This is a genomic window from Nostoc sp., assembly GCF_035638895.1.
Taxonomy (GTDB): domain Bacteria; phylum Cyanobacteriota; class Cyanobacteriia; order Cyanobacteriales; family Nostocaceae; genus Nostoc.
The window spans coordinates 1-13632 of the sequence record NZ_DASQZC010000121.1; the positions used below are offsets into that span (position 1 = coordinate 1).

A 13632-nucleotide genomic window follows, 5' to 3' on the forward strand; every position below is an offset into this window, starting at 1 on the left:
TAAGCCTGCTTCCCGATCCAGAGACTCATAATAGTCACTGCGATCGCGCCTGTAAGCAGCGTCAAAATATTTAAAATCTTCTGGATTTTCATGGTAATTAGTCATTGGTCATTGGGCATTAGGCATTAGTCAAATGACAAAGGACAAAGGACAATTGACAAATGACTTATTTGAGTGTTGTGTTGAGGTCTTGGTGCGATCGCAGCAAATTATCTGCTGTATTGTGTACGCCAAACTCGGCAGCCATTTGCGCCCCTAGTGTCCCGTGGACGTACAGAATAAACATGATTGCTACGCCTGCCAACAGATAGATCCATTGCACTTCTCTATCTGTCTGTTTATATTCTTGTTTGGCCCAAACGAAGCGTTGCCATGCTCTCCAGATGGTCAGGATAACAATCAGCGCTAATAAGAACACACCACCTACACCATGCCAAAGCATAGTTTCCATTGCCTGCAATCCCCAGGCACTTTTCATCTCAGCTGCTGGTGTTGCCAACAGCATTTCATAAAAGCCTGCTCCAACTGTGAAAAATGTGATGATGCTGGCAGCTAGCATGTTGTACCAGCCAACATCAAATAAGTTGTCACGTTCCACAGTAATTGCTAAAGATTTGAAGACCCATTTTTCAAAGGGGAACAAAACACCAACAATATCAAAGGTCATCCCAATGATGAACAAACCTATTGTCAGATGGACTAAGTTGGGATGAATGGGAATTGTGTAAGGTAATCCGTTTGCGCCTAAAGAGCCGCTCAATTGGTCAATTAATTCTGAGTTCATCGCAACAAACCATCCTTTACTGCTTCCACAACTGGCACTGTATGCAATCCATACACCCAAACAAGTTCATCTCCGAGATATACTTGCAAGCCAACTATTAAGGTTAAAACTAGCCCGGCTCCCAAATAATAAATTGGTAGTTTTTGCGGGTTGCGGGCACGAATTACATAGCGCCAAGCTGTAATCGCCGTAATGATTCCCGAAAGTGACCAACCAATCAGCGTATGCAAGTTCAGCACCGATTTAGCAAGGCTGTAAGGCTGTGCTAAACCCGCTTCAAACTGACCAAAAATGATCGCAACAAAGATGGCTACGGTGGCAACTAACATGTTCCACCAACTCACCTCAAAAAGACCGGATTTACCAGTAAAATAGCCGATTACATCGCATAAGAAGGAAAACAACACCATCGCAATTACGAAGTGGACAACGATGGGATGAATCGTATCTGGATAGGGTAAATTATGGTCATTCAATGATGTAAAATACTCAAGCATTGTCTTCTCCTAGACATATTTACCGCACTGTGTTCAATCAATTTTGGATTGCCGATAGCGTACCGTAAAGCCTTCTCTACGAGAGGCTGCGCCAACGGCATGGCTTCTCTACGAGACCCTACGCGAACGCTTAGAGCGAGTTATCGAGCGTCTTTTGGATTTTAGATTTATTCCGTCCCTGACCAGATATAAACCAGAAGACCTTAATTCAAAATCGCTAGTTAAACTTCAATGATTGATGGATACCCGCTAACATCACTACAAGTATCTATCTATAATTGACTGGAATCTGTTCAATATGTGCACGGCGCAATACACTTAATTATGTCTTAGCTTTTTGTAGACAAATTTAGTAAACTTGCTTTTAGGGAATGATTTTTGTTGCGATTAATTTCCTCATGCCAATAGTCTGCAACAGCAATTTTTGATGTAGCTAAACCAAATCACTGTCGTTTGTTGATTTGCTTAACCTATCCTTTAGCTTAAGTAAATTTTTATGAATTGTCAAAACAATAATAATTAAACTTTTAAAAGTTAGTTATTTAGCAAAAATATATTTCTATAATGTATCGGTTCTGGCATTAACTAAAATTCAAAAAAACATACAAATCATATTATTTATGTAAAGTATTTCACAAAGATAAAATTTTTAATTGTAATGGAAATGACAAAAATATATAATTTTGGTTAGTGGATATAAAAGCAAGTCAAGGTAAGTTAGTAGCTGTGGTGGAACTGAAGAATGCTGAAAGGGTTTGATGAGCCATTAAGTCACACTAATCGGTGTGAGGACAAAACAAGTGGCGTTTGAAATTGTGGTAATTGGTACTTCTTTGGGTGGATTATCAGCCTTAAAAATTATCCTGGGTAATTTACCAGCAGACTTTCTAGTGCCGATCGCGATCGTGCAACACCGTCACAAGGAGTCTAACAGCACACTCCAGGAGTTATTACAAGGATATACTTCGTTGCCGATTCGAGAAGTGGAAGACAAAGACGAAATACTACCGGGACATATTTACATAGCTCCAGCAGATTATCACTTATTGGTTGAACCAGGTCACTTTGCCCTTTCGACTGATGAGCCTGTTTCTTATGCCAGACCATCTATCGATGTGCTATTTGAGTCAGCAGCCGATGTCTACAATGAGCAAGTTATTGGTGTAATATTGACAGGAGCAAACCAAGATGGTATGCAAGGTCTTAAGAAAATAAAAGCGCGGGGAGGGCTTACTATCGTACAAGAACCTGCCACAGCTGAGAGTGATGTTATGCCAGAAGCAGCAATTTCTGCTGTTGCAGTAGACTGGATTTTAACACTTTCAAACATTGCTTCCCAAATGGTTAAGCTTTGTCATTAATTACGGAAAAAAAACCATGCAGATGGAACCCAAAGTAAACATCCTCCTAGTGGATGATAAACTAGAAAATTTGCTAGCACTAGAAGCAATCCTGGAAAAACTGGGAGAGAATTTGGTGAGAGCTACTTCTGGGGAAGAAGCTTTGAGGTGTCTGCTACATCAAGACTTTGCAGTGATTTTGCTAGATGTGCAAATGCCAGGGATGGATGGCTTTGAAACTGCAACCTTGATTCGCAATCGGGGGCGATCGCGTCACACTCCAATTATCTTTCTCACCGCCTTTAGCACCAGCGACCAAATGTTGTTTAAAGGCTATGCCTTGGGTGCAGTTGATTATTTGCTCAAACCATTAGACCCCAATATTTTGACTTCTAAAGTCACAGTATTTGTAGAACTATTTAAGAAAACAGAAGCTGTCAAGCAACAAGCAGCGCAACTGGTAGCTGTCAATGCCGAACTCAGCCAAAGTGAAGAACGATTGCGATCGCTGAGTACTTGTTCACCCGTTGGCATTTTTGAAATTGATACTGAAGGCGGCTGTAGGTATACTAATCCCCGCTATCAAATAATTTGTGGCTTGAGAGCGGCAGAAAGTTTAGAAAAAAGATGGCTAGAATCTGTTCACCCAGAAGATAGAGAACGAGCAGTTGCCACTTGGTCTAACTATATTTGTGAAGGTCGTGACTACTCTGAAGAGTTCCGCTTTCAAACTGCTCATGGTATCGTCCGTTGGGTTCAAGTTCGTTCATCGCCCATGCTTTCCGGTCAAGGAGAATTGCTGGGATATGTAGGCACTCTCGAAGATATTACTGAACGCAAACAAGCAGAAGAAGTCCGCGCTCAAGTGATTCGAGAACAGACGGCAAGACATGAAGCCGAAGCAGCAAATCGGATGAAAGATGAGTTTCTCGCCGTTCTTTCCCACGAACTCCGCACACCCTTAACCTCAATGCTGGGCTGGTCAAAGATCCTCCGTTCAAAGAAACTTGACGAAAAAGCCACTTCCCGCGCCCTCGAAGCGATTGAACGCAACGCAATATCCCAGATGCAACTAATTGAGGATATCTTAGATGTATCCCGGATTATCCGTGGTCAGTTGCGGTTAAATGTATCTGCGGTGAATCTGCTTACGGTAACGGAGGCAGCTTTAGAGGCAGTGCGTCCCCTAGCAGAACCGAAAGATATTAAATTAAATACTGTTTTGGATACTTCAGTCGGTTCAGTTTATGGCGATCCAGCCCGGTTACAGCAAGTCGTCTGGAACCTACTAACTAATGCCATTAAGTTTACCCCTAAGGGTGGCAGGGTAGATGTGAATTTGTCAGTAATCTGTGGTGAAGAACAAGAAACAACTCACAAATACGCCCAAATTCAAGTTATCGATACAGGCATTGGTATAACATCGGAGTTTTTACCCAAAGTATTTGAGCGTTTCCGGCAAGCAGACAGCACCACAACGCGATCGCACAATGGACTAGGATTAGGGCTAGCGATCGTCCGTCATCTAGTGGAACTGCACAAGGGTGCAATCTTTGCCGAAAGTGCAGGCACAGGAGAAGGAGCAACCTTTACTGTGAGACTACCACTGCTACAAGACAATAGGGCTAGCAGAGCAAGTAGAGAAGCCACAGGAGAAATTTCTTCCCCTGTGGCATCGACGCCTCTTACTGGATTAAGAGTTTTAGTTGTAGATGATGAAGCGGATACCCGTAATTTTCTCAGTTTTATGTTTGAGGAATATGGGGCGTTTGCCACGGCGGTAGCATCAGTTGATGAAGCGTTGGCAGTACTTGAACAAGCAAAACCAGATATCCTAATTAGCGACATCGGCATGTCAGAGCAAGATGGTTATACGCTGATTCGCAAACTGCGCTCTTTGGAACCAGAAAAAGGTGGACGTATCCCAGCGATCGCTTTAACAGCATATACGCGAGAGGAAGACCGCCTAGAAGCGCTTTCAGCAGGGTTTCAGCAGCATTTATCTAAGCCAATAGACCCCACTAAATTGATTGCTATGGTTGCCGATGTATTAAAACTGCCTGTAGAAGTTCCAGTGGGTTGATTTTGAATTAGGGAGTGGGGAGTGGGGGAGATGAGGGAGCAGGGGGAGCAGGGGAGGCAGGGGAAGAATAACTATTAATTATTGACCAGTGCCCCATGCCCCATTCCCCACTCCCTAGTTTCAAATCAAGACGAAGTTAAGGCATGTTTTTTCAATTCGTCTAAGGAAACCATTTCCAAAGCTCTAGCATGGGTTGCAGACAGGATGACGGGTGGAGCAACGCCAGCATCGAGAGCTTCTTGCCAGCGAGAAGCACATAAACACCAGCGATCGCCAGGCTTCAGTCCAGGAAAATTAGAACCAGGAACAGGTGTGCTTAGATCGTTCCCGTGGGATTTGGTGAACTCCAGGAATTCTGATGTCACTTCGGCACATACAACGTGCGAACCGAAATCCTGACCACCTGTGCGACAAAAACCGTCGCGGTAAAACCCAGTCATCGGAGAAGTGCAGCAGGCTTCTAGGTTTCCACCGATTACGTTTTTAGCTTCTGTCATTGTTAATTAGTTGTACTTGATTTTTTGGCTTCCATATAAGCCTATATTGACATTCCCTACTTGAATAAAAATCGCTATCCCTTATTAATTGGGAAAAGCAGTGAATTTTAGAATCACTACTTATATCAAATTGTCAACCTTAGAGTTATTCAGAATGGTGCAATATCTCAGTAGAACTTCCAATAAAAACCCCTGGTAGTTAGTCAGGGGTAATGCAAGTCAGTACTTTTTCGCATGGAATGTATCCTACTTAAATACCATAGCAATCGTCTAATTTATAGATATGCCATTTTGCCAAACAAAAAAAGCACCTAGTGGTAAGCCGAGGGTTAATTTTTTTGGAATAGCGGTAATCTACAAAGTTATTGTTCCCACATCAGTAAGCAATAGAACCAAAATTTCTACATATCTTCCTCGCAGCATGGTCTGTAATCGGAATCTGGTTCACCGCCTTGGGTGTAAGCACAATGGCGTTCAACTTGAACGGTTTCAACTTCAACCAATCAATCATTGATTCAAGCGCTCGCGTTATCAGCACTTGGGCCGATGTAATCAACCGGGCTAACTTGGGTATGGAAGTAATGCACGAGCGTAATGCTCACAACTTCCCCTTAGATTTGGCTGCTGGTGATGTTGCTCCTGTCGCAATGAGCGCTCCTGCTATCAACGGTTAATTCTGAAGTTTAGCTAAATCTTAAAGCGCTCTCCCAAATGGGAGGGCGCTTTTTAGTGTTAACGATAATAGCACTTAACTCTGGCAGCGCATTCTCAGTTGAGTATGCGGTAGTTTAAAAACAACTGACTTCCAACCTGACGAGTTTCGACGAGCTGGAGATGAGGAGCAGCTTGGGGAAGAAAACCCTCTCCCTCCACTGGGCTAAGGGCGTGCTTTCCTCCATAAATGATGGGCCAAATTGTCAACCACCAATCGTCAATTCGCCCTGCCTTTAGTAAAGCAGCTGTTAAAGCGCCGCCTCCCAAAACAATGACTTTGTGAATACCTCGCTCTGCCATTAAGCTGTAGGCTCGATTCCAGTCTAGGTCTGTATCTCCCAAATCGATTAATTCAGCTAGCTTTTGCAAGCTTGTTGCATCAGAATTACGCTTTAAACCAGTCCCTGTTGTAAATATCCATCGCTCAATGTCCTGGCTTAAAAAAGGCAAGTCCAGCGATAGGTCTAGGGAACCTGAGACAACGCAGGTAATAGGTTGGGGAGACTGACCTCGAACCTTACGTGCTGCCAAAAGTTCGGGATTACGAATTGTATAGGTTACTCCCTCAGCCCGAATCGTCCCTGCTCCTACCAAGACTAAATCGGCAAGGGAAGCTTGATACTCTAGGTGTGCTTGATCAACTGGATCGGCATCACGAGGCGCTTTAGGATCTACGGCACTAATTTTTCCGTCGGCCGTCATCGCAAGAACCACAGTTGTTTGGATAGCTGGCATAATTACATTCTGACGGTTCTTTATAATTTTACCTTTTTGAATTCTTTGCCATGAATAGTTGTTATATTGTGCTTTAATTTACTTTCTAAGCTATGGTTCAAGGTGGTAAAACAATTGTTGTTGGATGATTGTCTCTACACAAGAGTCTATTTTTTTACACCTAAGCAACTATCATGCTCAGACACATATCTGCAATCGTATTTGTCTTAATTTTTATTTTGGGGTTTCCATCTCCACTTGAAGCTGCAACTCTCCGTCCAACTTGGGTGGAGAATGAAATTTACCAATACAATCATCCCTTTGCTTCTCAATTGCCTCAAGAATTGGCAACAAAAATGCAAAAGATGAAGGCTAGCCCTTTTGCCTTTTATCGGGGAACAGATCACATTTTTTATCGTGATATGCAAACTTTGCCAAGTTCAAGATTTGTGAATTCTTCAACCTCAGCCATCTGGTTAGAGGGAGATATGCATCTGCAAAATCTTGGAGGGATGAGAGATAGCAACGACAACAACGTTTTTGACACCACCGATTTTGACGAAGCCTATCTTGGCCCCTACGTTTGGGACTTGCGACGGATGGCAGTCTCTATCTTGTTGGCAGCCAAAGAGAACGGTCTGAGCTACAGTGATGCTCAGGATATTGTTCGTAATTTTTTGGATACTTATCTGAACAAGATGAGCGACTTTAAGGGAACCAACGACGAACTTTCATACCGTTTGGAATCTGGCAATACGAATGGTGTGGTCAAAGATTTGATTCAAAAGGCATCAAATAACAGCCGTTCTAGCTTGCTAAGTAAGTACACGCAGTTAAATAACAAAAACAATCGGGTATTCCAAACTACCTCAGAACTTCAGCCCGTATCCAGCAGCACCTATTCCGACATTGTTGGGGCTATGAGCAGTTACATTGCCTCAATTCCTAGCAGTAAACGCTACAACAATAGTTATTATGCTCTCAAAGACATTCGGCTAAAATTAGGTTCAGGCACTGGTAGTCTTGGTAAGTACCGATATTACTTGCTGATTGAGGGGCCAAGTTCAGGAACCGACGACGATCGCATTTTGGAGATGAAGCAGGAAGGCAGTAGCGCAGTTGCATTAGCACTTCCAGGTCTGCTGCCAACTTCAGTTTACGGGAATCAAGAAGGGGCGAGAGTGGTAATCGCTACTAAAGCAATGCTCTCTAATATTGATGCTTTGGTTGGCTACACTACGGTCAATAGCATACCCTTTATGCTACATGAAAAATCACCCTACCAAGTGGACTTTGACTATACATTGCTAACCACTAAATCAAAATTCATGGATGCGATGGGGTATGCGGGGAAGGTCGTTGCCAAGAACCATGCAATCTCTGATAAAGACTATGATGCTGCGATTATTCCCGTAAGCGTTGACAAAGAAGTGACTGATATTGTTAGCGGTAACAAGGCTGTATTCAAAGACGAAATTGTTAACTTTGCGGTGGACTATGCAACCCAAGTTGAGTATGACTACACGAGTTTTGTAAAAGCTTATAACCAAGGGGTGATACTCTACTAGAACACTGATTCAATATTTAGAGATTCTCTGCTATTCCAACCTTGAGGAGTGAATTTATAATGTTTCATCTGCTAACAGCCTTCGCACAGCGACTCCTGCGGAGTATTGCTTTTGTAATATTGCTAACTTTGATTAATACTTTAATACTTCCTACCGCAGCTTGGGCTACCTCTTCTGCTTTGGGAGTTGATAATAGTCATCTTAGTTCTTGTCCGGCTTCAGACAACTGTGTTGTGAGTCAAAATGGTGATCCTAAACATGCCATTGACCCAATTGCCTATCATATAGATCGTGATGCAGCACGAAAAACCTTGCTAAAAACTCTCACCGTCGTTCCCCGCACAGAAGTTATAGAACAGACAGATAATTACATCCACGCTCTTTCTAAAAGCCGCATCTTCAAATTTATTGATGATGTAGAGTTTTATTTCCCTCCCAATGAGTCGGTAATTCATGTGCGCTCGGCAGCTCGTGTGGGAGAGTCGGATCTTGGTGTTAATCGCAGGCGTTTGGAGCAAATTCGTCTGGCTCTACGCGATCTAAATATTTGATTTTAGCTTGAGCGGTAATATGAATAGCAAGACAAAAATGGTTCGCCCTCAGAGAATTGTCCTGGTGGTACATTAAGTCTTTTGCAAGTATGAAAGCTCAGGTGGCATTTTCTCGAAATTTTTAATAGTAGATGCCCTGTTCGCCTACTTTCCTCTAAGAAAATTTGCCCCTGAGCGATCGCTAGGAAGCTTCTATTGTTGATTCAGCGTAAGTGCGATCGCTATTACTCATGCCTTAAAACTGGCAAACTTAGCTAATCTCCTTTCTCAATAATTCTGGAATCTGAGAAGGACGTTCAGCTACTGGAACTTCCGCCTCTTTTAAAGCAGCTAATTTACTTTGGGCTGTGCCAAAGTTACGATCGCGTCCGATAACTGTTGCTAAAGTCCCAGTTTGACGCCAAGTTTTTCCTGGTGGTGCAAGTCTACCTGCAATGTAGGCAATTACTGGTTTATCAATTGCCTCGGTAATGTATCGGGCTGCTGCTTCTTCACTACCACCGCCAGGTTGACCAACTAAAACGATCGCCTCTGTAGCTTCATCCTCATCGAGAATTTGCAGCCATTGGAGAAAGGAGGAACCGACGATCGCATCACTACCAATACTGACACTAATCGACTGCCCCAAACCTGCTTTTGTTAATTCGTAAGCAACTTCGTAAGTGAGCGTACTACTACGACTAACGATCCCTACTGCCCCAGGAGTATAAAACTCGCTAGGTTGAGTACCTAAAAGAATTTTCCCCGGCACAATGATTCCCGGACTATTTGGCCCGACTACCAAAGTTTCACAGGCTTCGGCTTTGCGGAGTAATTGCACCATATCCAAAGGCGGCACGCCAGCAGTGATAATAATAATCTGGCGAATATGAGATGCGATCGCTTCTAATGCCGCATCTAGAACGTCGTAAGGATCTACACAGATAATTGTTGTGTCAATTACCCCAAATTGTTCTATTACTTCCTCTACTAAGTCAAAAACTGGCAGTCCATGCAGTTCCTGTCCGCCACATCCAGGATTGACACCGGCTACTAAGTTCGTACCATAAGCTTTCATTTGAGCAACATGAGTGCCTGATATAAATTCACAAAAGCCTTGAATTAATACTTTACTGTCTGGTGTTAGGTTCATAAAAAATTACCGTAAGTTTGGCAACCCAGTAGTCTGTGGCACTGGGCATAAAAACGACATATTTATAGTGTCGTATTAATTCAATTTTTTTTGAATTTTGAATTTCAAGAATGTGACACTCATTACCTCTTATTAGCCATTGGTTTAGCCAGACGAACTGCTGCCGCTACTGCCTCATCTAAATTTTCTACTACAAGGAGCGCATTGCTGGGGGTTTTTAATGTTGCTAAATACTTTCTAGCAGCATCAAATTCCGAACCAGCAAGACGGACAACTAAGGGTGAAAAATTCTGCTCTCGCCGACTTTTATTACCATTAGAATGCACAACCTGTGGGTTTTCGCTGTTGTCTTGCTGTACAACTCTAGCTATAACTTCGACCACTTCCTCTGTTTGAGGAATGCTACCTAGAAAGTTAATTAATATTACTTGAATGCTGTCATCAGCCTCTAGGATTTTTAGACCTGTCTCTAGGCGATCGCGGAAAGTAGTTGGTGTAGTATCAGTGAGGAAAGCATGACGTAGATTCAAACAAAGACCTGGATTGCCACCAGCATTAGCGACTAAATCTAAAGTTGCCATCACTGAACCAGTACCATTACCTAAAATACCGATTTTCCCGTGCATTTTTACACCATCTAAGTCACCCGATATACCATCTATCTCAGTACTGGTATGACGACTGATGATTTTTGCCGCCATCTCGGTGAGGTCGGGATGACGCTTGATTGACCGTTCGTTGACCCTGACTTTACCATTAAGAGCCATAACTTGACCAGTAGCACTGACTGCCAAGGGATTGATTTCGACTAAATCCAGGTCTTTTTGCACAAATAACTGGTACATCTTCTGGACAACGCAGCTTACAGACTGCATCAGCGTCCCCTGCAAACCCATTTTCAAAGCCAGTCGTCGGGCATAAAATGGCGAGAATTCCTGTTCGACGACAACATGGTGCATTTTTTCCCCAGCAGATTCCCAATCAATGTCTGCTTCCTTGCAACCTAAAAGTACTGGTCGGCAAACAGCAGTATCTAAAACCACCGCGAGATAAAATTCCTGGTTGGCGTCGTATTGGGATTCTGCCAGCACAACTTCTGGCAACTCGCCCCATATTGGTAGATTAAAGATATTTTGAGCAGCTGCGATCGCATCAATTGTAGTCTCCGCAAATCTGACTCCACCTGCTTTTGCCCGTTCCGCTCCATGTACTTGAGATTTCAGTACAATTGGAAAGCGAATTTTTAAACGTTTCAAATCTGTGGGATGGTCAATTCGTTGGGAAGGCAATACAGGAATGCCTATCTTGCCAAACCACTCTTTAACTTGATACTCTAATAAATCCATTGATACACCTTGTATTTACACTTTCCCAGCCTTTGCTTAATGCTGTTTTAATATTTTGCAGCACTTTTATTTTAGAATTAAGCTTTTGGCAGCTATAAAAATTTATTTTTCACGAATCAATTTTATCGATTTCAGCCAATGAGGCAGATTAATTTTGATAGCCAACCTGTTGGTGCTAGAGTTACAACATGTAATTTATCTCTTCAGTAAGTTTCCTAGCATAGAAGATAACTACCATTTCTGTCAAAACCCTCTGACTTAGCATCGTTTCCTTAACCCTTGGATAAATTTGTCACAACTGCCCTGCAACTAGAATTTTGCAGAACATTAGCTCCTGTGTATTTTATTGTCCCGAAATAATGCAATTAAAATACTCAAAAATTCTATTATTCCCATTTGTTATTTGTAATTTACATCTGAAGACAGATAAGTTAATTTTGCATCTGGCACTGTGAAAATGTAGCGGCGCGAACAATAATTGCTTTTTTTATTTTTGGTGAAAAGTCCAAATGTGTGTTAGAACGTTGGTCGTTCAGATTTTCAGGCTGTGGTTGGTTAAACTGTGCATTTGCATTCAACAAACCTCAAAAGTTCATTTCCTTCTCTTAAAGATAATCGAAACAATATAGAAATTAAGCGGGAAAGCTCTATGAAAGTAGCAGTCCAGCAGGAAGATTTACAGCTTTTAGCCAAAACTTTGCAGGAACAATTGCTTGCTGAAGTCTCAACGGCTGAAGTCTTCGAGGTTAAGTGTGTCGTCAATAAAGACGAGCTAATGATTTTAACCCAACACGAATCAGATGTAATATTTGATACTCAGATAATCTTTGCAGTAATTGAGGAAGTACTTCAGTCTCTAGCACCCCACAGAGAGCGGCGAGTGCAATGTTTCCTTAGAGTTTTTGGTGAACAACTCCCTTATGCGAAATGTTTCTTGGTTCTGAAAGAGACGGGGGGATGGGGAGATGGAGGAGTAGGGGGAGCAGGGGAGGCAGGGGAAGCAGAGGGGCAATACTTTTCTACCCTTTCTTCATCAGCTATTACTTATTCTCCATCAATCCATAAGATTGATGAGGAGGAACTGTTTGATCCGTTTGCAGATGCGCCGAATTTGCCGACTTTCAAGCCAGCATCTCAAATCAAATCCATCTTACTAGGTGCAGCTTTGGTGGGAGTTATAGTTTTAGGCGGCGGTGCTTACTTATTGACTCGCCCTTGTGTGATATCTGAGTGTAAAGAAATACAAAATGCCGAGCAATTAAAAACAAAATCCCCGCAACTGTTGCGCCGTGCCAAGTCTGAAAAAGAATTAGTAGCTGTACAACAACAACTTACGGCAGCCAGTGCAGCTCTAAACACAGTTCCTAGTTGGTCGCCTCGTTACCAGGTATCAGAAGAACTAAAAGCAAGTTTGTCTGGACGGTCAGAAAAAATCAGCCAGGTGGTCAAGGCTTTGCAAGCGGGATCTTTGGCGACACAAAAAGTTCAAACTCCTGCATCTAGCCTAGAGGAATTACAAGCTAGGCAACACCTATGGCGACAGGCTATAGCGCCACTAGAAACTATAAGTTCCAGTAGTGAACTCTATGGACTGGTGCAAGGAAAATTACTTAATTATCGTGTCCGTTTGCACGCCGTAAATCAGCAGATAGTTACGGAGGAAAAATGGCTAAAAAAACTAACGGCAGCAAAAGCTGTAGCTAGTGCAGCCGAGAATCGGGAAGCTACTGCTAAATCTTTGAATGACTGGCAAAAGGTGCAGTCTACTTGGCTAGTGGCTATTAATGCCTTGAATAGCATTCCCCTAACTAGCCCTGGATATCAAGAAGCCGAAAAGCTGTTGGTAGATTATAAACCTAAATTAGTAGCGGCACGCGATCGCGCTACTAAAGAACGATTAGCTGTTAAAGCCTACCAGCAAGCCGTTAGTACTGCCAAGCAAGCCAAAGTATATGAGCAACAAAACCAATGGCTTGCAGCAGCGACATACTGGGATCAGGCTTTGCAAACTGCTAAAAAGATTTCCCAAGATAGTTTGTACTACACTCAGGCTCAGTCTCTCATCGAACCTTACTCAACAGCCCTCAAACAAGCACAAGAAAAAGTACAAGTTATTAGTAGTTTGCAACAAACCCGCACAGACTTGGATAAAACCTGTATTAATCAAATTCGGATTTGCACCTTTAGCATAGACAATGCAGGAATTATTGTCCGGCTAACCCCTGAGTATGACCAAATAAGGCAAAATAACTTGGCTAATCCTTATTCTAAGAACTCGGATACTCCTATTGACGTTACCAATCACTTGCAAATCTTACGGGAAGCCTTAGCTGTAATTAGTGACAATGCCAGCCTGTCTCTTTTCCTCTATGATTCCCAAAGTCAGGTAATTTATACGCGGACTTT

The 13632-nt window shown here is 42.6% G+C and carries 11 protein-coding genes and 1 pseudogene; 6 read left to right on the forward strand and 6 right to left on the reverse strand.

The window, feature by feature from the left end; translation table 11 throughout:
* Positions 1-166: 166 nt before the first annotated feature.
* On the reverse strand, positions 167-784 hold the full coding sequence (locus VE944_RS05935; protein ID WP_324973672.1) for a DUF2231 domain-containing protein: 618 nt from the start codon (positions 782-784) through the stop codon (positions 167-169).
* On the reverse strand, positions 781-1281 hold the full coding sequence (locus VE944_RS05940) for a DUF2231 domain-containing protein (RefSeq protein WP_324973676.1): 501 nt from the start codon (positions 1279-1281) through the stop codon (positions 781-783). The genes VE944_RS05935 and VE944_RS05940 overlap by 4 nt, the downstream gene beginning before the upstream one ends.
* 800 nt (positions 1282-2081) lie before the next feature.
* Between VE944_RS05940 and VE944_RS05945 the strand changes: the two genes are divergently transcribed.
* Together VE944_RS05945 and VE944_RS05950 are read left to right on the forward strand one after the other, a co-directional pair.
* Positions 2082-2642 carry a chemotaxis protein CheB gene (locus VE944_RS05945; RefSeq protein ID WP_324973704.1) on the forward strand — a complete coding sequence of 187 codons (561 nt, stop codon included), beginning with the start codon at positions 2082-2084 and terminating at the stop codon, positions 2640-2642.
* 16 nt (positions 2643-2658) lie between these two features.
* Positions 2659-4704 carry a hybrid sensor histidine kinase/response regulator gene (locus VE944_RS05950; protein WP_324973678.1) on the forward strand — a complete coding sequence of 682 codons (2046 nt, stop codon included), beginning with the start codon at positions 2659-2661 and terminating at the stop codon, positions 4702-4704.
* Positions 4705-4829: 125 nt separating this feature from the next.
* Here VE944_RS05950 and VE944_RS05955 read toward each other — a convergent pair whose 3' ends face one another.
* Positions 4830-5201 (reverse strand): DUF2237 family protein, encoded by a 372-nt coding sequence (locus VE944_RS05955; RefSeq protein ID WP_100899017.1) that lies wholly within the window; start codon positions 5199-5201, stop codon positions 4830-4832.
* 401 nt (positions 5202-5602) lie between these two features.
* Between VE944_RS05955 and VE944_RS05960 the strand changes: the two are divergent.
* A pseudogene (locus tag VE944_RS05960) lies at positions 5603-5875 on the forward strand (photosystem II q(b) protein); the annotation flags it as partial.
* A 94-nt stretch (positions 5876-5969) separates the two neighbouring features.
* Here VE944_RS05960 and VE944_RS05965 read toward each other — a convergent pair.
* Positions 5970-6650 (reverse strand): RibD family protein, encoded by a 681-nt coding sequence (locus tag VE944_RS05965; RefSeq protein ID WP_324973686.1) that lies wholly within the window; start codon positions 6648-6650, stop codon positions 5970-5972.
* A gap of 173 nt (positions 6651-6823) precedes the next feature.
* On the opposite strand from VE944_RS05965, the gene VE944_RS05970 reads away from it, so the two are divergent.
* The gene (locus tag VE944_RS05970; RefSeq protein WP_324973689.1) at positions 6824-8197 is read left to right on the forward strand and encodes a DUF2252 domain-containing protein; all 1374 of its coding nucleotides are present in this window, start codon (positions 6824-6826) and stop codon (positions 8195-8197) included.
* A gap of 59 nt (positions 8198-8256) precedes the next feature.
* The gene (locus tag VE944_RS05975; RefSeq protein ID WP_324973692.1) at positions 8257-8748 is read left to right on the forward strand and encodes a DUF1499 domain-containing protein; all 492 of its coding nucleotides are present in this window, start codon (positions 8257-8259) and stop codon (positions 8746-8748) included.
* 250 nt (positions 8749-8998) lie between these two features.
* On the opposite strand, the gene VE944_RS05980 is transcribed toward VE944_RS05975, so the two are convergent.
* Together VE944_RS05980 and VE944_RS05985 are read right to left on the reverse strand one after the other, a co-directional pair.
* Positions 8999-9880, reverse strand: a complete 882-nt coding sequence (locus VE944_RS05980) for a succinate--CoA ligase subunit alpha (protein WP_324973695.1) — start codon at positions 9878-9880, stop codon at positions 8999-9001.
* A 122-nt stretch (positions 9881-10002) separates the two neighbouring features.
* On the reverse strand, positions 10003-11226 hold the full coding sequence (locus VE944_RS05985; RefSeq protein ID WP_324973698.1) for a succinate--CoA ligase subunit beta: 1224 nt from the start codon (positions 11224-11226) through the stop codon (positions 10003-10005).
* A gap of 649 nt (positions 11227-11875) precedes the next feature.
* Between VE944_RS05985 and VE944_RS05990 the strand changes: the two genes are divergently transcribed.
* Positions 11876-13632 (forward strand): hypothetical protein (locus VE944_RS05990; RefSeq protein WP_324973701.1); only part of this gene is annotated, 1757 nt, incomplete at its 3' end.

What these genes read in the sequence shown, in the direction of transcription:
- VE944_RS05935 (WP_324973672.1), bottom strand. Translation starts at nt 784, where the DNA reads ATGAACTCAGAATTAATTGACCAATTGAGCGGCTCTTTAGGCGCAAAC.
- VE944_RS05940 (WP_324973676.1), bottom strand. Translation starts at nt 1,281, where the DNA reads ATGCTTGAGTATTTTACATCATTGAATGACCATAATTTACCCTATCCA.
- VE944_RS05950 (WP_324973678.1), top strand. Translation starts at nt 2,659, where the DNA reads ATGCAGATGGAACCCAAAGTAAACATCCTCCTAGTGGATGATAAACTA.
- VE944_RS05955 (WP_100899017.1), bottom strand. Translation starts at nt 5,201, where the DNA reads ATGACAGAAGCTAAAAACGTAATCGGTGGAAACCTAGAAGCCTGCTGC.
- VE944_RS05965 (WP_324973686.1), bottom strand. Translation starts at nt 6,650, where the DNA reads ATGCCAGCTATCCAAACAACTGTGGTTCTTGCGATGACGGCCGACGGA.
- VE944_RS05970 (WP_324973689.1), top strand. Translation starts at nt 6,824, where the DNA reads ATGCTCAGACACATATCTGCAATCGTATTTGTCTTAATTTTTATTTTG.
- VE944_RS05975 (WP_324973692.1), top strand. Translation starts at nt 8,257, where the DNA reads ATGTTTCATCTGCTAACAGCCTTCGCACAGCGACTCCTGCGGAGTATT.
- VE944_RS05980 (WP_324973695.1), bottom strand. Translation starts at nt 9,880, where the DNA reads ATGAACCTAACACCAGACAGTAAAGTATTAATTCAAGGCTTTTGTGAA.
- VE944_RS05985 (WP_324973698.1), bottom strand. Translation starts at nt 11,226, where the DNA reads ATGGATTTATTAGAGTATCAAGTTAAAGAGTGGTTTGGCAAGATAGGC.